Raw genomic sequence first — 20,727 nt, 5'->3', positions numbered from 1 at the left:
CTGGTTGTTGGCTTGTTGGGTGAGAAAAAATGCATGACTCGGAGAATATAATGAGATGTTTCTATGTAACAATCTGTCTGCTGCTTCTGCTGTCAGCCCCGGCTGCTGCCCTGGATCAGGGTCTGGCTAGACAGGTCCTGGAGGAGATCAATCTGGCGCGCAGTGCGCCGCGCAGCTATGCCGGCTTTCTGCGCGAGTTCCGCGCCCGTTTTCACGGGAGCTACTATCTGCTGCCGGGCAGTGCGACCCGCATGCAGACCAACGAGGGGACCAAGGCTGTCGATGAAGCGATCAAGGCCCTTTTCCGCCAGAAACCCCTGCCACCGCTGGCCTGGTCGGACGGTCTTGCCGAGGCTGCGGCTGAACTGGCAGAGGAGCAGGGCAGCAGTGGTGGCCTCGGCCATTTCGGCAGCCGGAGTCGTGGCATGCAGGAACGGATTGAACGACACGGAAAATGGCTGCGGAGCATCGCAGAAAATATCGGCTATGGGCCCACAGATGCTCGCAATATGGTCATGCAGCTGATCATCGACGACGGGGTGCCGGGGCGGGGACATCGCAAGAATACCTTCAGCGCAGCCTTTGATACGGCGGGGGTGGCCTGCGGTTCCCATCCGCGCTTCGAGAGCATGTGTGTCATTGATTTTGCGGGCGGCTTCAGAGAGTAGGCATCAGTGGCAGGCAGGGAAAATGCTCAGGTTTGTTCTGGTATTGTCAGCCCGGTACCGGAGCCGGCAATTCCAGATGCTGATTCTCCCTGCTGTCCTCTGAGGTGCACTTCTGTTTTAATCCCAAAATCAGATAGAACAGCATGCCAAGCAATGGCAGGAGCAGCACCAGCAGCATCCAGACGGTTTTTTGAGCGGCGGTTTCAAACTCGCTTCTGACGATGTCCACAAGGGTTCCTGCCCAGACGACGAACAGCAGCAATCCCAGAATTATCCAGATGATGATGTATTTTGCCAACGACTGCAGTGTGCTGTCAAAGTCCCGGGAGTTGATCTGCAGCTGTTTCTTTACCTCCGCCGTCCGCCTGCGCTGTTCCAGATTGTCCTGATGGCCTGCAGCCTGTTTTTCCTGATTGGCTGCAAGCGCATACTGCCGGGTTGCGGCACGGTTGGCACGCTGGGCCAGCGTGCCGGATTGCTGCCTGACCTCTGCGGCGTCCTTTTCCAGATATTGCTCAGGGAGAGTGGAGGAGTCATCGGTGAAGTGAATCCCGTTCGCATCCTCCCACCGGTAGACTTCAGCAGATGCAGACGACGCAAGCAATACCAGCATGTACAGAATGACCGCCGTTTTCAATTGAGCACCTTTCCGTGGTTTCATACATCAGACACGGCTATTTCTCTTTGAAGGCCTCGCCGGTGGATTTGCCCGATTCCTTGAAGGCCTTGCCGGTGGCTTTGCCGGCTTTCTTAAAGGCCTTGCCGGTGGCTTTGCCCGATTTTACGACCGCTTTGCCGGTGGCCTTACCCATTTTCTTGACCCCTTGTCCGACCTCTTTGCCGCCTTCCTTGATACTGTCGTCGGCGTAGGTTAGTGAGCCGGCCAGCAGCAGTGTCAGCAACATCATGATTGTCCGTGATACCATCGCATTATCCCCTTTGTACTTCGTATGTTCCTTCGTGAACGCCAGGCTGCTTCTCTCGTCTGTATGGCAGATACTGCCACGGATAGAGTTTACAACTAACGTGCCAAGGGAACACCCGGTGCGTGCGGTGGCAATATACGAATATTGCTGGGTAAAATGAAATGCTGGCTCAGCGGCTTTGGAAAAACCGTCAATGATGGCCGCAACATATAACGAGGCCGTCACATACTGCGGATTGCAATCGTGCCCGAAATAGTAATGCCTATCTATGTACCGCCTCACGTGGTATGGGTAGCAGGGCGATTATACCAATTCCATATCAAGGCCCTATCTTCGTTGGCTCGTCTTAGTGAGTTAGAATGTGAAACATTCGTGAACGAACTATTCTGACTTGTCAGGGCAGGCTGCTCAACGTACTGCCATGTACGCCTCGCAGCCTCAATCCTCGCCGCCTTGATATCATCCTTGATCTGAAATTGGAATTATTCCTGGCCGCCACATCAAGGAGTCCCACATGTTTTGAACGTCCCTTAGCGCTACACTGGTATTACTGGCCCTTTCCACTCCCTGCAGCAGCGAATCCTTCACATCAACCGGCACATCAGATGTCTACTTTTCACCCCGAGGCGGCGCCACCGAGGCCATTGTCAGGGAGATCAATGCAGCCCGGCGCGAGATCCTGCTGCAGGCCTACTCGTTCACCAGCGCGCCGATCGCCAAGGCCCTCGTAGATGCCCGCAAACGCGGGCTCAGGATTGAAGCCGTCCTGGACCGGAGCCAGCGTAAGGCAAAGTACACCTCGGCCGATTTTGTCGCCCATGCGGGCATTCCAACCTATATCGATGCGGCGCATGCCATTGCCCACAACAAGATCTTCATTATTGACCGCAGCACCCTGATTACCGGCTCCTTTAATTTCTCCCGGGCAGCAGAAGAGAAGAATGCAGAAAACCTGCTGATCCTGAAGGGCAACAAGCCGCTGGTGGAGCGATACATCAGGAATTTTGAGGATCATAAAGGACATTCGGAAGGGTATCAGGGCAAATGATCCAGCAGTTGCAGGAACTAATTGCCAGGTCTGCGGCGTGCGGCAATAGAGTACAGTTACGAATCTTTCCACGTGCCGCTCGAGTTGCCGTACCATCACAGACCCTTTTCTGGTAGAGTATGAAAACCAACTTTACCCCGGTACGGCCTCCGGATATGATCGAAGGCTGATCGGTCCGGAGACCGCCCGAACGGGTGGTGGAATCGGGCATACGGATGGAGTTAGTGTCAAGGAGCCACGTTAATGCGCATGTTACCCGAAGATCTGGCAGAGCTGAGAGCCGCAAAAATACTTCTCGAACATCCCGGCCTCACTGCCAGGCTGACCAGTCTGGCCGGACGGCCGCTTGAAAGGGGACTCAAGCTCCTGCCTGCCGACTGGCAGCACAAGGTCAGCCTGACAACCAGTGACGCCCTCATGACCGCATTGAAGGGTGCCCTGTTGACCATGGGCCCGGGAACCACAGTAGCCTCTCCGCGCTGGCATAAATTTGCCGCAACCCTGTCCGGCGGGATCGGCGGCGCTTTCGGTCTGCCCGCTCTTTTGCTGGAATTGCCGGTATCGACAACGATCATGCTGCGCTCAATCGCCGATATCGGACGATCACAGGGCGAAGATTTGTCGTTGCCTCAAGCGCAGATCGCCTGCCTGGAAGTCTTTGCATTGGGAGGGGAGTCCGGTGGTGATGATTCCGGCGAGTCCGGCTATTTTGCCGTTCGGAGTGCGCTGGCGCGTGCGGTGTCGGAGGCTTCCAAATATCTGGCAGAAAAAACAGTTGTTGAGAAAGGTGCTCCGGCGCTCGTCCGCCTCGTAGCGATCATTGCAGCACGATTTCAGGTCCAGGTGTCCGAAAAGGCCGCTGCAATGGCGGTGCCCCTGATCGGCGCTATTGGCGGTGGCGGCATCAATCTGCTATTTATGGAACACTTCCAGGACATGAGCCGCGGTCATTTTGTCGTCCGGAAGCTCGAACGAAAATACGATCCACTGCTTGTGCGTGATATCTACACTGCGCTCTGAAATTGACTGCAGGTGCGAAGCTTGGAAAATAATATGTGTCAAATTGAATCAAATGGAGTCGTTGTGTGTTTTTGTGTTGCAGGTCCTGCCGATCCTTGAGCTATGACCGGCCACACAATCATTATCGATAAGGACGTTACCCGATGAGAGCTTTTGCCAATCTGTTCCTAATCCTGTTTCTAGCCGACGGGGGCTTCTCCCTGGTTGACGAGCTGGTTTCCCTGCTTACCCCGCTGATGCCGTTTACCGCACTCAGAAACCTCCTGGCCATCGCCGTGATCTTGATGAGCGGAGCGGTTTACCTGTGTCTCGGCATTGACCGGCGCCTGCCCAAACGGATCTTTCTCCCTCTGATCCTTTTTGTGTTCTGGTCCCTCGTCTCAACCTGGCTTATTCCGGTTCTGGCCGACCTCCGGATTTACGGACTCCTGATTGCCGCAGCCCAGGTTGGGCTCGGCATGCTCCCGCTTTACTATCTGCGAAAGGGGAACGACCGCAGCCTGACGCTGCCGCCGGAGCTGTTCACACCACCGTTTTTCAGCCTCAAAAACACCCTGATCTTCTGCGGGGCAAACCTTTTCATCGTCCCGGCCGTGCTGGTGATGTTCGCAGGCTCCGTGGCAAATGCCTACATGTCTGAACATACCTCAGGATTCATGCATCTGGCTCCCAATGGCCTCAAGATGACCGAGCGGGTCTATCGGCGTGATAACCGGACGATCCGGCTGGCCGCCATGATTCATGTGGGGAATAAGGAATACTACGACAAGCTGGTGAGTTCAATCGCTACGGGCAGGATCATTGTCCTGGCAGAAGGGGTCTCGGACGATAAGAACCTGATGCGGAACAGGATCGATTACGGGAAAGTGGCCGGATTTCTCGGGTTGACCTCCCAGCAGGAGATGCGATTCAAGGGCCGGCTCATTGATCAGGAAGAGCTGGCCGCGCCCCGGCTGACTACCCCGGGCGCAGTGGATGGGAAACAGGCGGGGGAGGCCGACATCTTCAGGGCCGATGTGGATATCAGCTCCTTCCGTCCGCCGACCATTACCTTTCTGGATGCCATCGGGAAACACCTGCGGGAGAGCCCTTCCTTCGTACAAGGCGTCCTGGCGCTTAATACCTGGGCAGAGAAGAACGTTACCCCGGAGATGTATGCAATCATCATGGACGACATCCTGCATCGCAGGAATATGGTCGTAATCGGTTATCTGGAAAAGGCCCTTGCCCGATATGATACGGTTGTTATCCCCTGGGGGGCCTTGCACATGAAGGAGATTGAAGAGAATATTATCAAACGTGGCTTTGTACTGCAGGAAGAGCGGGAGCGGGTCAGCATCGATTTCCGCAGGATGCTCCTGGGCAGGTTGTGAGCTGAAAAACGTTCCGGTCCGTGGAACTTGATCCACGCACGCGCTGCCGGTTGAATCAGCTGTATTTTGCCTGTCCATGGCAGTATAATTCCTTCAGAGCTTGATCATCACACCTCAGGAGTCTGCTCATGAGTGTTCTCTTTTCACCTCTCGACGTAAAGTCAATCACGTTTCGCAACCGGATTTTTGTCTCCCCCATGTGCCAGTATTCAAGTCATGACGGATTGCCCACGGAGTGGCATATCGTTCATCTCGGCAGCCGTGCCGTGGGTGGCGCGGGACTGGTCATGGTTGAGGCAACCGCGGTCAGCCCCGAGGGACGCATCAGCCCCGATGACAGCGGTATCTGGAGTGATGACCACGCCAAGGCATTTGTTCCGATTACCCGCTTTATCCGGGAACAGGGCGCTATTGCCGCGATCCAGCTTGCCCATGCCGGTCGCAAGGGGTCGTGTTCACTGCCGTGGCTGGGAGGCGGCCCGCTGGGCATGGAGGCCTGCGGCTGGCAGCCGCTTGCGCCCAGTTCCGTTCCTTTTGATGTCGGACACCCGGTTCCGCGGGCCCTGACACTGGACGAGATGGATGTGATTGAAAACCAGTTCCGCGCTGCAGCGCGAAGGGCGTTTGTCTCCGGATTCCAGGTGGTTGAACTGCACATGGCCCACGGCTACCTGCTCCACGAGTTTCTCTCTCCCTTGGTGAATCAGCGGGATGACAATTATGGCGGCACTCTGGAAAACCGCCTGCGCTTTCCCCTGCGGGTGGCCCGGGCGGTGCGCGAAGAGTGGCCGGCGGAATTGCCGCTTTTTGTGCGGATCTCGGCTACTGACTGGGTTGAAGGGGGCTGGGATATCGATCAGTCGGTGGTCCTGGCCCGACATCTCAAAGAGATCGGAGTCGACCTGATCGACTGCTCTTCCGGATTTGCTGTGCCGGATGAACCGGTTCCCTTTGGTCCCGGCTTTCAGGTCCCGTTTGCTGCCAGGGTCAGGGCTGAGGCCGGCATTGCCAGCGGTGCGGTCGGCTTCATCACCGAGCCGGTCCAGGCCGAGCAGATCGTGGCCACCGGCCAGGCAGATGTTGTGCTGCTGGGGCGGCAGATGCTGCGCGACCCCTACTGGCCGCTACATGCCGCCCGGGCACTGCACGCGGACGTGACCTGGCCGAACCAGTATTTGCGGGCCAAATGATTACGGTTCCGGACGGGGTGAGGCCGGCTGTTATCGATGACCTCCGTTGTCCTGGAAAGAGGACGTCTGAGGTCGTAATGGTGTGCTGAAATAATGGTCAAAGTAACAAAATTGTAACGATCCCGAAAGGATTCAGGTCCTCATCCACCGGGTTCTCAACGTTACCTGTGGATATCTTGAGGACATCACTACGTGAAAAAAAGGAGCGCGCAGATGACAGTTCAGAAGAGCAACTACAGTGCGGAGCATATCGGACCTTTTGAAAACCTGCTCAAGAAGGATTTCATGGGATTTCACGGCAAGTACTTCATTGGAAAGGAACTTGGCCTCACCGGCTGCGAGGTCTCAATCAACCGGCTTCCGGCCGGCAAGGGCATGCCGTTCGTGCATACCCACAAAAAGAACGAGGAGCTCTATATCATTCTGCGGGGCAGCGGTGTTTTCTATATGGATGGGGAGGAATTTCCGATTCAGGAGGGGAGCCTGGTCCGGGTCGCGCCGGAAGGGGAGCGGGCCTGGAAGGCCGGCGATGAGGACCTGTATTTTATCTGCATCCAGGCCGAAGCTGGCAGCCTTACTCAGGCGACCCTTGAGGACGGCGTGCGTACCGCAACCAAGGCTTCCTGGATGAAAAAAACTGTGACTGCTTGACCGCAGGAAAATTAGAAACTACAATCCCGTCACAGCCTGTTCCTGAAAAAAACGCCGCCAGATCAAGGGAAGCTTCCGATGCTCTGCAGTTGGTTGTGACAACAGCAATCTGATACGTGTGAGGGTACCGCATGAAAAAGCCATTCCAGCCCTATGTATACCCCGGATGTCAAACCACCCTTATAATGCTGCTGGCGGTACTGCTGCTTCCCCGTCTGGCCCTGGCAGAGTGCAAGGAATTCCGGATTGTTGAGTACGAGGACCGGGTGGAGGCTGTCTGTGTTGGAGAACCGCTGACCGAAGCACAGAAAAAGGCCAATCAGGAAGAGGAGAAGCGCCAGGAAGAGGCCAACCAGCGACAAAGGAGTGACGAACTGAGACGTCAGAGAGAGACCGCTGCAGCTACAAAAGCCCAGGAGGAAACCAACGCGGCTGCCGAGCGCAGGAAAAAGAGTGCTCAGCCGGGTACGCCACAAAAGCCTGTTGATAGGAATCTCGCCACCGACAGAAATTTTCGAAGATCACCCTGAACGACAACTCCCCAATCCAACAATAACAAGGGCCTACCCATGATGAGGTAAGCCCTTGTTCCATTCTACCCTTACTGCGTTTCAGGTTTGCTTATGGTGCCGGTACGTTGATCTTGGTATTAACCAGGGTAACTGAAGCATGCAGGGCCAATGCTCTGCCGTTCAGTGTTACTACATTGACGTTACCGGCGGTAGAGGTCGAGATGCCTGAAGAGGCAATGATGGTTCCGGCCATGGTGCCGCCGCCAGCTGCGTTAATAGTGGCGTGGCTGCCGACCTGCCAGTACACGTTTTTGGCCTGTGCACCGTTTACAAGGTGGATGCTCTGGGGAAATGCTGCACCAGGGCCGCCGACAGTAAGTGTGGATGCCATCTGGAATACAAAGACTGAGTTCTGATCGCCGCGTCCGTCAAGGGTAAGATCGCCACCCTGAATAGCATATGAGCCGGGTGCGGATTTGTAGACGCCGGGGGCCAGTGTGCGGTTACCCAGTTGACCGGCTCCGCCGCCCAATGAGGATACATCGATTCCGCCGGGCATCGCTGCAGGAGAAAGTTTGTCGAAGGCTTTTTGTGTGTCAAGTGCGGCTGCGGCTGCGATTACATTCGGTACGGAACCGGCAGGGGCAACGGCTGTGTGGACTGTCCCGCTCACTGCTCCGATATTGAGTGTCGTTTCTGTAAATTTGGCATTTTTGTCGTGGAAACCTGTGACCAGGGTGGATGTCGCTGTGGTGCCGATGTCCCCTTTAACGACAGTGTAAATCCCCTGGTTGGTCATCCCGGCGCCGCCGCCGAATACTCCAAAGTTTGCGGCCGATCCAAGAGTTACTGACGTTTGTGTGGTTGGCGGAGTGACTGGCGGCTTAGTGTGTGAATCATGGTTGCGCGAACCTGCGAAAGCCATCGAGCTGCTGATAACAAAGCCCATAATCAACGTAAATACCAGATATGCCTTTGGTGTCTTGAACCTTTTCATACGTGCCCCTTTTTTTTGTACTTCATGTTGTTACGATTTTTGTTTCTGATCCTGCTCTGCGCTCAACCTGCTGTTTCGCTCCCTTATTAAAATCTGTCTCCTTTGCTTCGCCTGACCACTTCGCAAAACAGCTTGAAATTGATTTTGAGTCAGTTGCTCAGGTTGATTGTTTAAACGCAAGTAGCCTGCCAAAATCCTCAAATAAATAACCAGTCATAAATGCGCCTGTAACAACAGCTGGTTAGAACGATACATACTAAAAGCCGCTGGAATGAAACCGTTGGATCGGCCTCAGCTTTCTGTGGGAACTGCATGATGTTGAGGGGCGGTTGTGGCGATCTGTGGGCGGAAGTAGCATTCAGGCGTGTTGTCGCAGTTAATTCAAGCGGGATTCCAGCACGTTTTTTGCGGTGCCATAATACAGTTGGCACATTTAATGAAAAAATGATACACTTATATTAATGAAAATACATATAGAGGGATGCAGCGCTACAGATCCTGCCCATAGCAATTCAGAGCAAGACCCAACCACTCCACGATTATTCACGTTTTTATCTGTTGATATCGGCGCCTTTGTCGCTGTTCCTGGCGCGCCCTGGATACCTGTGTGAGGTGAATGTATAGGTTCACCGTCTGTTTGCGGCCGGAGTACGGTCGCTGGCATGCGGAAAGCTGTACAGGTAACAAAATTCAGTACAGAAGAGAGTCCGCAATGGGTGTAAAAAAAGACAGGAACCAGGAATCTGCAGCCGCTAAGGCGAACATCATACCCGAGATCCGCAGTGAAGCGGCCCTGCTCAAGGCCGGGGCGCTGCAAAATGCGATTTTCAACAGCGCCAACTTCTCCAGCATCGCCACCGACGCCAAGGGGGTCATCCAGATCTTCAACGTCGGAGCCGAGCGCATGCTGGGCTACACCGCCGCCGAGGTCATGAACAAGATCACGCCGGCCGACATCTCCGATCCGCAGGAAGTAATCGCACGGGCCGAAGCACTCAGCATCGAACTCGAAACCCCGATTACGCCTGGCTTCGAGGCACTGGTATTCAAGGCCTCGCGCGGCATCGAGGACATCTATGAACTGACCTACATCCGCAAGGACGGCAGCCGCTTTCCGGCGGTCGTTTCGGTCACGGCCCTGCGCGACGAGCAGGATGCCATCATCGGCTACCTGCTGATCGGCACCGACAACACCGCCCGCAAGCAGGCCGAAGAGGCCCTGCTCCAGGCCGGTGCCCTGCAGAGCGCCATCTTCAACAGCGCCAACTTCTCCAGCATCGCCACTGACGCCAAGGGGGTCATCCAGATCTTCAACGTCGGTGCGGAACGCATGCTGGGCTACACTGCTGCCGAGGTCATGAACAAGATCACACCGGCCGATATCTCCGATCCGCAGGAAGTCATAACCCGGGCCGAAGAACTGAGCATCGAACTCGAAACCCCGATTACGCCTGGCTTCGAGGCACTGGTATTCAAGGCCTCGCGCGGCATCGAGGACATCTATGAACTGACCTACATCCGCAAGGACGGCAGCCGCTTTCCGGCGGTCGTTTCGGTCACGGCCCTGCGCGACGAGCAGGATGCCATCATCGGCTACCTGCTGATCGGCACCGACAACACCGCCCGCAAGCAGGCCGAAGAGGCCCTGCTCCAGGCCGGTGCCCTGCAGAGCGCCATCTTCAACAGCGCCAACTTCTCCAGCATCGCCACTGACGCCAAGGGGGTCATCCAGATCTTCAACGTCGGTGCGGAACGGATGCTGGGCTACACCGCCGCCGAGGTCATGAACAAGATCACGCCGGCCGATATCTCCGATCCTCAGGAGGTCATCGCTCGCGCCGAGGAATTGAGCAGCGAACTCGGCACCCCGATTACTCCCGGTTTCGAGGCCCTGGTATTCAAGGCCTCGCGCGGCATCGAGGACATCTATGAACTGACCTACATCCGTAAGGACGGCAGCCGCTTTCCGGCGGTCGTTTCGGTCACGGCCTTGCGCGACGAGCAGGATGCCATCATCGGCTACCTGCTGATCGGCACCGACAACACGGCGCGCAAGCAGATCGAGGCGGAGCAGGAGCAGCTCAGCCAACGGCTGCGCGACCACCAGTTCTACACCCGCTCCCTGTTCGAATCCAACATCGACGCGATCATGACCACCGATCCCTCCGGCATCATCACCGATGTCAATAAACAGATGGAGGTACTGACCGACTGCACCCGCGATGAACTGATCGGAGCGCCCTTCAAGAACTACTTCACCGATCCGGAACAGGCCCAGACCAGTATCAAACAGGTGCTGCGGGAGAAGAAGGTCACCAACTACGAACTTACCGCCCGCTCCAGGGACGGCAAGGAAACCGTGGTCTCCATCAATGCGACCACCTTCTATGACCGAGACAGGAAACTGCAGGGCGTCTTTGCCGCTGCGCGTGATGTTACGGAACGCAAACGCCTGGACCAGGTGCTGCAGGAAAAGAATATCGAACTGGAAAACGCCCGCTCCGTGGCGGTAAAGACCAATCTCACGAAATCCGATTTTCTGGCCAACATGAGCCACGAACTGCGGACCCCGCTCAACGCGGTCATCGGTTTTTCCGAGGTGCTGCAGGACCAGATGTTCGGCCAGATCAACGAAAAGCAGAAGGAATATGTCGGCAATATTCTGACCAGCGGCAGACACCTGCTTTCCCTGATCAACGACATCCTGGATCTCTCCAAGGTGGAATCGGGCAAGATGGAGCTTGAGTTGAGCTCATTCCTGCTGCGGGAATCACTGGATGCCTCCGTGATGATGCTCAGGGAAAAAGCCCTGAAAAACGGGATCGAACTCCACCTGGATCTGCTCCCGGAGGCCGATGTACGCCTGTCGGCAGACCTGAGAAAAATGAAACAGATCCTCTTCAACCTGCTCTCGAACGCGGTCAAGTTCACCCCCAGGGCCGGTACCGTGCATGTGAAAGCTGTGAGAGACGGAGATTTCATCGAAATCAGCGTGGCGGACACCGGTATCGGCATACGGGAGGAAGATATCCCCAAACTCTTTCAGGCCTTCACCCAGCTGGAATCGGTGTACACCAAGGGCTTCGAAGGGACCGGGCTCGGCCTGGCGCTGACCCGGCAGCTGGTGGAGCTGCACGGCGGCAGAATCTGGATGGAAAGCGAGTTCGGTACGGGCAGCAGGTTCAGCTTCACTATCCCGCTGTCACAAGCGGCTGTCAAAGCCGCCCCTGTCATCCGGCCGGAAATAGCCAGCAACAGCGGCAACACCGTCCTGTTGATCGAGGACGATCCCTTGACCCTGGCTGCCCTTGAAAATGCCCTGCTGTGCAAAGGGTATAAAGCGCTGCGGGCAAGCAGCGGGGTGGAGGGGGTTGAGATGGCGCGGCGCGTTTCTCCCGATCTGATTGTCCTTGACCTGGTAATGCCGGGCATGAGCGGCTTCGATGTCGCCGAACAGTTGGGGGATGAGAACATTGCCGCGAATATACCGATCCTGGTATTGACCTCCATGGATCTCTCGGCTGAAAACCGGGAGCGGCTGGCGGGAAAGGTCTGGCGGGTCGAGGGCAAAGGGAGCCTGTCGACCCATGAGTTTTTGAGTCTGGTGGAAAGTGCCGTCGGCCCACAGTAAAAACGGGAGATAACCATGTTGCCACATAAGATACTGATCGTTGAGGACAACGAGAATAACCGCTGTCTTTTCAGGGATATTTTGACGTTTCACGGCTACCGGGTGTCGGTGGCCGCTGACGGACATGAAGGGGTGGCCCTGGCCCGGGAGCTGATTCCGGATCTGATCCTTATGGACATACAGATGCCGGGCATGGACGGCATGACCGCCGGCGGCATCCTGAAGGGGGACCCGGCCACCCGCGGGCTGAAGATTGTCGCCCTGACCTCTTTTGCCATGCAGGGCGACCGGGAAAAATTTTTGGCAGCCGGATTCGACGGTTATCTTTCCAAGCCGATCAGCACCCGTGAACTGCCCGACCTGGTAAAACAATGGCTGGAGGAAGAACAAATATGAATAACGTTATGGCGCGAATCCTGTGTGTGGACGACGAACCTCTCAACCTCAGCCTGCTGGAGGCCATGCTCTCCCCGCGGGGCTATGACGTAGTCCTGGCAATCAACGGCCCGGAGGCGCTGGAGAAGATCCGGGAGGGGCGGATCGACATCTGCCTGTTGGATGTGATGATGCCGGGCATGGATGGTTTCGAGGTCTGCCGCCGGATCAAATCCGATGATCTGCATCGCACCATCCCGGTAGTGATGATCACCTCCCACGCAGACACGGAAAACCGCATCCGCGGGATCGAGGCCGGGGCCGAGGATTTCATCTCCAAGCCGTTCGACGGCGCCGAGGTGCTGGCCAGAATAAAGATGCTGCTGCAGGTCAGGTTGCTGCATGAGGAGCTGCAAAACGCCCATGACAACCTGGAGGTCATCGTACATGAGCGGACAAAAGAGCTGATCAGAACGAATATGCAGCTGACCCAGGAAATAGACGAACGCAAACGGGCAGAATCGTCACTTCAGGGTACCTATGCGGAGATAAAACAGTTGAAAGACCGGCTCCAGGCCGAGAACGTCTACCTGCAGCAGGAGGTTGACCGGCAGTTCAACTTCGGCGATATCATTGGTCAGAGCAATGCCCTCACGCATGTATTCATGAAGGTCGAGCAGGTCGCCCCGATGAATGCCACTGTCCTGCTGCTGGGCGAGACCGGCACCGGCAAGGGGGTGGTGGCCCGCGCCATCCACAGCAGCAGTACCCGCAAGGGGCGGCCATTGATCACCGTCGATTGTACGACACTGCCGGCGGCTCTGGTGGAGAGCGAGCTCTTCGGCCGGGAACGGGGTGCCTTCACCGGATCTGATACCAAGCAGATCGGACGCTTCGAACTGGCCGACGGCGGCACGATCTTCCTGGACGAAATCGGCGAGATGCCGCTGGAGCTGCAATGCAAACTGCTGCGGGTCATCCAGGACGGCGAGTTTGAACGCCTGGGCAGTCCCCGCACCATCAAGACCGATGTCAGGATCATCGCCGCCACCAACCGCAACCTGGCAGACGAAGTCAAAAACGGCAGGTTCCGCGAAGACCTGTTCTACCGGCTCAACGTCTTTCCGATCACTATCCCCCCGCTCCGCCAGCGAAAGGAAGACATCCCGCTGCTGGTCAATCACTTTGTGGCCAAATTCAATCTCAAAATCGGCAAGCGGATCGAGACCGTTTCAAAAGACACCCTGAGCGCCCTGCAGGAATACCACTGGCCCGGCAATGTGCGCGAACTGGAAAGCGTCATCGAGCGGGCGGTCATCATCAGCAAGGGGACTGCACTGCAGGTCCTGGACCGCTTCGATACCTTCCGCAATACCGAGGAACTGGTCGTGCAGGACGTCAAAGCCCTCGGAGAGCTGGAACATGGCCTGATCCTCCAGGCGCTCCAGAAAAGCGGCTGGCGCATTGAAGGGAAAAAGGGCGCAGCGCTGCTGCTTGGACTCAACGCCAGTACGCTGCGCTACAAAATGCAGAAATTCGGCATCCTGCGCGATTCATGACCTGCCCTGCAGCGTCGGCAGATCGATAAACCGAAAATCGCCATCCGCCCCGCTACATATGACGATTATGTCGCATGTGACGGATTGCGCCGGCGCCATGAAGTCCTTTCTGCACACACTCCGCATTTTTTCATTAATACAAACAGGCTGTTGAACATCGTGGCCGTTGCACGTCCTTCTGGCACGTAAGATGCGAAGTATCACCTATAAGATATACGTGATCTGGGGCAATTCGGGGTAAGGCAGGCAGCATGCTGAAACGAAACATCAGAAGCCAGGTGCTGATCCCACTGACGCTCACATTCATCATCATCACCAGTTCCTTTGTGTATACCAGTTACCATATCCGCATGGACGATTATGAACGCGGGCTGGTAAATCGCTATCAGCGCCTGCAGCACGTGTTGCGGAGTTTTATCAACGACCGTACCCAGTTCATGACCACAGCAGCTGAATACATATCAGACCAGAGAAGTTTTCAAGACGCCATGCGGACAAAAGACCGGGGCGCCCTCTTAAACCTCGGCTCCCCGATTTTGAAACTGTTGTTCAGGCAGCAGCAGATTACCCATTTCTACTTTTATGACTCCAACGGAGCGCTGGTTTTGCGGGTGTACAATCCGCACGACACCAGTCAATCCCCCCCCCGATTTACACTGCAGCAGGCAATGGCACAGGGAAAACCGGTTTCTGGACTGGAGCTTGGCCGCAGCGGCACATTCACCCTCAGGGTTGTATATCCGTGGAAGGTGCAGGGCGAGCTGATCGGTTACATCGAAATCGGTCAGGAGTACGACCAGATCCTGCAGGATCTCAAGACCGTTTCCCTGATTGACTTTGCCGTGCTCCTGGATAAGAAAAATCTTGTCCGTGAGGCGTGGGAAGATGGACTGAGGCTGGTCGGCCGCACCCCTGATTGGGATTTTCTCCCGGATCGGGTACTGATTGATCAAACCGTCAGCTTATCTTCCACGGCCTTTAAAACTATTTTCGCGGCAGGCACGGATGCCAGGAAATACGGAAAAATACTTGAAGTGCATGGCCGCACCTACCGCGTCAAGTCATTTCCGATGCAGGATGTCGCGTTGAAAAATGTCGGGGAATTTGTTGTCTTTACCGATCAAACGGCCGATATCGCGTCTTTCAGACTGTTTATGGCACAGGTGGTTTCATTCAGTATTGTCGTGTGTGTCGGGCTGTTTACCTATTCCTTCAGGGTACTTACCAAGGTTGACAAACGGCTGCAGGAAAACCGGGAGCAGCTTGTAGCAGAGTTTGAAAAACAGGCCGCAACAAACAGACAACTGGAGATAGAGGTGCAAGAGCGGCGGCGGGCAGAAGAAAACCTGCTGTCATTGAACGAACATCTTGAGCAGCGGGTCCTGGACCGCACCAGCGAGCTGGAAGAGGCCTGCATAAATCTACAGACCCAGCAGACAACCATTCTGCAGCAGGACCGCCTGGCTTGTATCGGCCAGCTGGCTGCCAGTGTCGCCCACGACATCAACAATCCGATCGGCTTTGTAGCCGGCAATCTGGAGGTGCTTAAAAACTTCTGGATGAAGCTGGCGACCTTTGTCCGGTTTCAGCAGGAATCCCTTCATTCATGCGGATCACCAGAGCTGTTGGACCTGGTTGCAAAGCGCCGCCTGGCATTGAAGGTCGACAGTCTGCTGGAGCAGTTCGGTGACGTGGTTGATGAATCCCTTGAGGGCACCGAGCGGGTCAACCGGATCGTGCTGAACCTGAAGGGTTTTTCCCGGCAGGATACGAACGAAGCCCGTTTGGCGAATATCCACGACTGTCTTGAGAGTACGCTCAACATCGTGATGAATGAGCTGCGTTACAAGGCCGACATTATCAGGGATTTCGACGATATTCCGCTGCTGCTCTGTTATCCGCAGCAGCTCGATCAGGTCTTCATGAACCTGTTGATCAACGCCTCACAGGCGATTGAGCAGTGGGGCCGGATAACGATCACCACCCGGGCGGATCAGGACAACATCTACGTTGCTATCGCCGATACCGGCTGCGGCATTGACAGTGAGGATCTCCCCAAGCTGTTTGAACCGTTTTACACCTCCAAGGAGGTTGGCGTGGGGACCGGACTGGGACTGCCGATTGTCCGGGATATTGTCAACCTGCATCATGGCGAGATCACGGTAGAGAGCGTACCCGGCGTGGGCAGTGTGTTTACCGTGCGTCTTCCACTGGGCGTGTCGCCCGTGGATCCCGCCCGTGCCTGATAGTATCCGCACCAATAAAACAGAGGGACTCAAAACATGAGCGCAGAAAAATGCCGCATACTGTACGTGGACGATGAACCGGCCTATTGTCGGCTTTTCTGTCGAGGCATGGCCGACGATGAGCGTTTTGTCATCAGGACGGCTGCCGATGGCCAAGAGGCCTTGCGTTTGCTGCACGACGAACCGGCCGAGATCGTGCTGACCGACCTGCTGATGCCGCGCATGGACGGTTTGGCCCTGCTGGAAGAGATCAAGACCCTGTGGCCGGAGATCTTTGTCCTGCTCCTGACCAGCGTGGATTCCGCCGACAAGGCGGTTAAGGCCATGAAGAGCGGCGCCTACGATTACATCCTGAAGCCGCTGGACATGGAAATGATCCAGCGGCAGCTGGGAAAGATTCTGCAGCACAGACAGCTGCTGAGCGAAGCCCCGCAACCCGTGGGGGACGAACTGCGTTTTGAGAACATGGTCGGCAAGGACCCGATCATGTTTGAACTGTTCGAAAAGATACGGCAGGTGGCCCAGAGCGACGCTACGGTGCTGATAACCGGTGAGAGCGGCACCGGCAAAGAGTTGATTGCCGAGGCGATCCATGCCAGAAGCAGGCGGAGCGACAAGCCGTTTGTGCGCGTTAACTGCGCCGCACTGACTGAAACACTGATCAACAGCACGCTCTTTGGTCACGAAAAAGGCGCGTTTACCGGGGCCATCAGCAGAAAAGCCGGTTTTTTTGAAGTCGCGTCCGGCGGGACGATCTTTCTCGACGAGATCGGTGATATCTCCATACAGACCCAGGTGGCGCTGCTGCGCGTTTTAGAGATGGGCAGCTTCCAGCGGGTGGGTGGAACCGACACGGTTCAGGTGGATGTCAGGGTGATCTGTGCCACCAATCAGGATCTGTCTTCCGCTGTCAAGGAGAAGACCTTTCGCGAGGACCTCTACTACCGGATCAACGTCGTCTCACTGCCGGCGCCGTCACTGCGCTCGCGCAAATCCGACATCCCCCTGCTGGCCAACTTCTTTTTTGAACTGTACCGGAGAAAGGCTGACAAGAATATTGCCGGCATCAGCGCCGCCGCCATGAGCATGCTGCGCGACTACGCCTGGCCCGGCAATGTGCGCCAGCTGGCTAATGTCATCGAGCATGCCGTCATCTTCTGCCAGGGACATCAGATTTTTCTCGAACACCTTCCGAACGAGATCCGCCAGGCCCCTCCTGCCAATTTTCTGTTAACCCTGCACGACTGCTCGCTTTCTTCAGCCGAGTCCGTCCTGATTCTGGCTGCGCTTGAGGAGAATGACTGGCATCTTACCCAGGCCGCCGAATCGCTCTGTGTTGCACGCGGAACCCTCTACAGCAAGATGAAGAGATACCAGATCCATAAACCCGCCTGACCCTGAATCACCAACGACCGATATTGAACAAGCGCTGTGGTGCCCCCCATTCCTGGCGTTTCTGTCTGTGACCGCTCCCTTCGCTGCCGCCCACCGCCGGATATTGAACAAAACCCCCTTTTGCAGAAGTTACCTCGGTAATTCAGATAGTTGCTCTCCATTTACCATAAAAACCACAGCATGCCTTCGCCGGATATTGAACGATTCTGTCGTTGTATGATGGGCTATTCTGTGTAACTACAAGTTATTATTGAGTTAAATTCGAAGGCACGCAAGTTGCTATAAGATGTTGGTTTGAAATATCTCTCATGAATGAAGTGTGAACAATTATACACGTCATCTGAAATCATCTGCAGCAGCGCATAAAGGAGATGCGTGATTAGGTAGGTTCAACTGGTTCATCGCTGCATCGAAACGGGAACATCACCCAACATCAACCAAGGAGGTAGTATGCAACGAATTTTATGCAAACGAATCAGTCTGCTATTGGCCACCGCAACCACGGTGGCTTTCATGCTGAACGGCTGCTCCGGTAGTGACGGGACGAATGGTACCAATGGCACCAATGGTACTAACGGCACCAATCCGGTAACGACCACCGGAACCGTCAATGCCAGTACGTTTACAAATGACAATCTGAATACCGTTATTCCAAGCGGTAAAATTCTGACTGCTTCCATTCCTGGAAAAAATCCGGTTGTCGAGATCCAGGTTGTCGACAAGGTCAGCGGTGCCGGCATTGCGGGCCTGAAAACCTTCGGACTGCATATTGCCAAGCTTGTGCCTGAAAATACAACCACGAACACCAGCTCCTACTGGGTAAACTACATCGACAAGGGCATCTCTTTGCCAGCCCCGCTGGCCTTCGCTACAACCGGAACCGGTACCGCCATGAAAGCGGTGACCGGTGCTGTTACAAAACCTATGGCTGATCCGGGTAAAACCCTTGTGCCGTCAAATCAGAACGGTCTTGACCTGGCAGCACATCCCGTCGGTTCTGTCCTGATTCCCGGGTATACCGTAGTCGACAAGGGCGATGGTACTTATACCATTACCTTTGGTTCGGACATTACCTCCAACCCTAATGCAGCATACGATAAGGCTGCCATACATCGTATCGGCGTAACGGTAACATCGATCGCAACCCCCGGCGTTACCGCTACCGGTCCGCTCACCCCAACGAACACGGTTAACACCAGCTTCCTTGCTCAGAACAGACTGGCAGTCGTATATGATTTCATTCCGGCCACCGGTGCCATGCAGACTGTTCCAGCCCGTGATATCGTTACAACAGAGGCCTGTAACGGCTGTCACTTTAACCTGGCGACCGCGGGTGGTCATTTCGCACGCTGGAATACACAGCTGTGCGTAATGTGCCATACCAACACGAACAATTCCGGAGAAGGCGAATTTGTAACCCTGATACACCGCATTCATATGGGTGAAAAACTTCCCGTGGAACCACCTGCAGAATCGGTTATCAATCCGACCAAACCGCTGGCCCGCACTGCAAACCTGATGAAAGGTTTATACAAAGAAATTACCTACCCGCAGGATATCAGAAACTGCGTCAAGTGCCATGCAGGTGTTGACGGCGTCAACTGGAAGTCCAAAGCGAACATCAATAACTGCGGTTCATGCCACAACGGCATTGACTTTGCCACTGGTCTAGGTACCACGAATGCAGGTGCAGCAACCGGCCATGCAAGAGGAGCTCGACCAAACACCTCTTGCAATGGCTGTCATTCAGATGTTACCGACAAGCACGTTGCTGTTCTTCCTCCAGATCCCACCAGCCCTGAAATGGGTGGCACCAATACCCACACGTTCTCAGGTTATCTGCCTGCAGCTGGTGCAATTGTTCCTGGTGCTGCGGTCATTACCTGGGATGTTAAGAGCGTTTCCGTGAATGCTGCACTGCATCCGGTGATTGTTTTTAAATTTAAGAAGGATGGAACAGATGTTGTCTTCAACACCTTTGGAGCCGGCGCAACCGACCTGATGAACGACTTTATCGGTTCACCGAGTGCCTACTTTGCATTTGCCGTTCCTCAAGACGGCATTGTAAAGCCGGCAGATTTTAACGCCTCTACAAGTGCCTACATCAAAAATGCCTGGAATGGCACTGCAATAGGTACGAAACTGGCAACCATCTCACCTGTGCCTGATACCGGCGGATATTACACCCTCACCATCGACAGCGCGATTGTACCTGCATCGGCTACCATGCTGACCGGCGGAATCGGCTATACCTATGGTTCATCCATAACACCAGGTATCAATACATCACCGCTTACCCAGACCAATGTGCCTTTATATTCGTATAACGCCGCTACAAATCTTGGCGGTCTCATAACAGTTGCTCCAAACGTTTGGAAAGTCGCCGACAAATTTACCGGTCGCCGTGCTATCGTCAGCAATGAAAAGTGCAACGCCTGTCATGCCAAACTTGGCATTGCACCGACCTTCCATTCGGGTCAGCGCAACGATGCACCGACCTGCTCGTTCTGCCACACCGCCAACAAGGTTAATTCTGGCTGGTCGGTAAATACCAAGGATGCAGTTCATGCTATCCATGCCAAAGCGAAACGTACCAACAAATTCTCCTGGGAAGCTACTGCAGGGGCTAAGTACTGGGGCGTTACCTATCCCGGTTACCTGAGAAACTGCGAGCAGTGCCACATCACCGGCACCTATGACTTCAGCGCCGCTGCTTCCAGCAGCGCCACACCAAATCTCCTGTGGAGCACCACTGCCACAGGAACAATCAATGCAGCTGCTTACTCCATTTTAACCGGGTCTGAAACTGTCCTCAGCACCGACACTGTTATCTCGCCCTTCGTCGTTGCCAGCGGAGTCTATGGTTCCGGTTTCAGCTTTGCAGCTGCTACCGGTGTGACAACCCCTGCAGCGGCAACTACTCTGGTGACCTCGCCGATCTCCGCAGCATGTTTCTCGTGCCACGATGACAGCGTTGCAATTGGTCATATGACTTCAAATGGTGGTACGATCAATGGAACCCGTTTGGCCATTGGGGCAAATTTTGAAGCCTGTCTGTTTTGCCATGGTCCCGGCAAGGCAATCGACATCAAGTCTGTTCACCGTTAGTAGTAATTCGCACTGACGGGGATGGTGT

16 protein-coding genes are annotated in these 20,727 nt (G+C 55.3%); 13 read left to right on the top strand and 3 right to left on the bottom strand.

The annotated features are described in order from the left end of the window. Positions 1-50: 50 nt before the first annotated feature. A complete protein-coding gene (locus tag ACOCF6_RS23985) occupies positions 51-668 on the top strand; it encodes a CAP domain-containing protein (protein ID WP_482463055.1) in 618 nt (205 codons plus the stop codon). Positions 669-714: 46 nt separating this feature from the next. Here the strand turns inward: ACOCF6_RS23985 and ACOCF6_RS23980 are convergent, their stop codons facing one another. Both ACOCF6_RS23980 and ACOCF6_RS23975 read right to left on the bottom strand, forming a co-directional pair. Further along, complete coding sequence (locus tag ACOCF6_RS23980; protein WP_482463054.1) at positions 715-1,329, bottom strand: DUF4124 domain-containing protein; 615 nt, start codon at positions 1,327-1,329, stop codon at positions 715-717. 13 nt (positions 1,330-1,342) lie between these two features. Then, positions 1,343-1,594 carry a hypothetical protein gene (locus ACOCF6_RS23975; protein ID WP_482463052.1) on the bottom strand — a complete coding sequence of 84 codons (252 nt, stop codon included), beginning with the start codon at positions 1,592-1,594 and terminating at the stop codon, positions 1,343-1,345. Between the two features lie 541 nt (positions 1,595-2,135). Here ACOCF6_RS23975 and ACOCF6_RS23970 point away from each other — a divergent pair. From ACOCF6_RS23970 to ACOCF6_RS23945, 6 genes are all read left to right on the top strand, one after another. Further along, positions 2,136-2,642: a phospholipase D family nuclease gene (locus ACOCF6_RS23970; protein WP_482463440.1), complete on the top strand. Its 507-nt coding sequence runs from the start codon at positions 2,136-2,138 to the stop codon at positions 2,640-2,642. Positions 2,643-2,885: 243 nt separating this feature from the next. Then, positions 2,886-3,662 (top strand): EcsC family protein, encoded by a 777-nt coding sequence (locus tag ACOCF6_RS23965; protein WP_482463050.1) that lies wholly within the window; start codon positions 2,886-2,888, stop codon positions 3,660-3,662. Between the two features lie 143 nt (positions 3,663-3,805). Next, on the top strand, positions 3,806-5,035 hold the full coding sequence (locus ACOCF6_RS23960) for a hypothetical protein (protein ID WP_482463048.1): 1,230 nt from the start codon (positions 3,806-3,808) through the stop codon (positions 5,033-5,035). A gap of 128 nt (positions 5,036-5,163) precedes the next feature. Then, positions 5,164-6,225, top strand: a complete 1,062-nt coding sequence (locus tag ACOCF6_RS23955; RefSeq protein WP_482463046.1) for an NADH:flavin oxidoreductase/NADH oxidase — start codon at positions 5,164-5,166, stop codon at positions 6,223-6,225. A gap of 213 nt (positions 6,226-6,438) precedes the next feature. Next, positions 6,439-6,876, top strand: coding sequence for a cupin domain-containing protein (locus ACOCF6_RS23950; RefSeq protein ID WP_482463044.1), 438 nt, complete (start codon positions 6,439-6,441; stop codon positions 6,874-6,876). Between the two features lie 131 nt (positions 6,877-7,007). Further along, complete coding sequence (locus ACOCF6_RS23945) at positions 7,008-7,406, top strand: hypothetical protein (protein WP_482463042.1); 399 nt, start codon at positions 7,008-7,010, stop codon at positions 7,404-7,406. 91 nt (positions 7,407-7,497) lie between these two features. Here the strand turns inward: ACOCF6_RS23945 and ACOCF6_RS23940 are convergent, their stop codons facing one another. Next, positions 7,498-8,385, bottom strand: a complete 888-nt coding sequence (locus ACOCF6_RS23940) for an ice-binding family protein (RefSeq protein WP_482463040.1) — start codon at positions 8,383-8,385, stop codon at positions 7,498-7,500. A gap of 712 nt (positions 8,386-9,097) precedes the next feature. Between ACOCF6_RS23940 and ACOCF6_RS23935 the strand changes: the two genes are divergently transcribed. The 6 genes from ACOCF6_RS23935 (at position 9,098) to ACOCF6_RS23910 (ending at position 20,699) form a co-directional block, all read left to right on the top strand. Next, positions 9,098-12,016, top strand: coding sequence for a hybrid sensor histidine kinase/response regulator (locus ACOCF6_RS23935; protein ID WP_482463038.1), 2,919 nt, complete (start codon positions 9,098-9,100; stop codon positions 12,014-12,016). 15 nt (positions 12,017-12,031) lie between these two features. Next, positions 12,032-12,412, top strand: coding sequence for a response regulator (locus ACOCF6_RS23930; protein ID WP_482463036.1), 381 nt, complete (start codon positions 12,032-12,034; stop codon positions 12,410-12,412). After that, positions 12,409-13,950, top strand: coding sequence for a sigma-54-dependent transcriptional regulator (locus tag ACOCF6_RS23925; RefSeq protein ID WP_482463035.1), 1,542 nt, complete (start codon positions 12,409-12,411; stop codon positions 13,948-13,950). Before ACOCF6_RS23930 ends, ACOCF6_RS23925 begins: the two co-directional genes overlap by 4 nt. Before the next feature lie 251 nt (positions 13,951-14,201). Continuing rightward, positions 14,202-16,196 carry an ATP-binding protein gene (locus ACOCF6_RS23920; RefSeq protein WP_482463033.1) on the top strand — a complete coding sequence of 665 codons (1,995 nt, stop codon included), beginning with the start codon at positions 14,202-14,204 and terminating at the stop codon, positions 16,194-16,196. A 36-nt stretch (positions 16,197-16,232) separates the two neighbouring features. Beyond that, entirely contained in the window at positions 16,233-17,591 is a 1,359-nt protein-coding gene (locus ACOCF6_RS23915; protein WP_482463031.1) for a sigma-54-dependent transcriptional regulator, read from the top strand. A gap of 450 nt (positions 17,592-18,041) precedes the next feature. Beyond that, entirely contained in the window at positions 18,042-20,699 is a 2,658-nt protein-coding gene (locus ACOCF6_RS23910) for an OmcA/MtrC family decaheme c-type cytochrome (RefSeq protein ID WP_482463029.1), read from the top strand. Positions 20,700-20,727: the final 28 nt, after the last annotated feature.

The organism is Geobacter psychrophilus (genome assembly GCF_056821595.1).
Note: the sequence above shows the minus strand (reverse complement) of the source record. Positions and strands in the feature narration are given on the sequence as shown.

Coding starts and splice junctions, on each gene's coding strand:
- ACOCF6_RS23985 (WP_482463055.1), top strand. CDS start 51: ATGAGATGTTTCTATGTAACAATCTGTCTGCTGCTTCTGCTGTCAGCC.
- ACOCF6_RS23980 (WP_482463054.1), bottom strand. CDS start 1,329: ATGAAACCACGGAAAGGTGCTCAATTGAAAACGGCGGTCATTCTGTAC.
- ACOCF6_RS23975 (WP_482463052.1), bottom strand. CDS start 1,594: ATGGTATCACGGACAATCATGATGTTGCTGACACTGCTGCTGGCCGGC.
- ACOCF6_RS23965 (WP_482463050.1), top strand. CDS start 2,886: ATGCGCATGTTACCCGAAGATCTGGCAGAGCTGAGAGCCGCAAAAATA.
- ACOCF6_RS23960 (WP_482463048.1), top strand. CDS start 3,806: ATGAGAGCTTTTGCCAATCTGTTCCTAATCCTGTTTCTAGCCGACGGG.
- ACOCF6_RS23955 (WP_482463046.1), top strand. CDS start 5,164: ATGAGTGTTCTCTTTTCACCTCTCGACGTAAAGTCAATCACGTTTCGC.
- ACOCF6_RS23950 (WP_482463044.1), top strand. CDS start 6,439: ATGACAGTTCAGAAGAGCAACTACAGTGCGGAGCATATCGGACCTTTT.
- ACOCF6_RS23945 (WP_482463042.1), top strand. CDS start 7,008: ATGAAAAAGCCATTCCAGCCCTATGTATACCCCGGATGTCAAACCACC.
- ACOCF6_RS23940 (WP_482463040.1), bottom strand. CDS start 8,385: ATGAAAAGGTTCAAGACACCAAAGGCATATCTGGTATTTACGTTGATT.
- ACOCF6_RS23935 (WP_482463038.1), top strand. CDS start 9,098: ATGGGTGTAAAAAAAGACAGGAACCAGGAATCTGCAGCCGCTAAGGCG.
- ACOCF6_RS23930 (WP_482463036.1), top strand. CDS start 12,032: ATGTTGCCACATAAGATACTGATCGTTGAGGACAACGAGAATAACCGC.
- ACOCF6_RS23925 (WP_482463035.1), top strand. CDS start 12,409: ATGAATAACGTTATGGCGCGAATCCTGTGTGTGGACGACGAACCTCTC.
- ACOCF6_RS23920 (WP_482463033.1), top strand. CDS start 14,202: ATGCTGAAACGAAACATCAGAAGCCAGGTGCTGATCCCACTGACGCTC.
- ACOCF6_RS23915 (WP_482463031.1), top strand. CDS start 16,233: ATGAGCGCAGAAAAATGCCGCATACTGTACGTGGACGATGAACCGGCC.
- ACOCF6_RS23910 (WP_482463029.1), top strand. CDS start 18,042: ATGCAACGAATTTTATGCAAACGAATCAGTCTGCTATTGGCCACCGCA.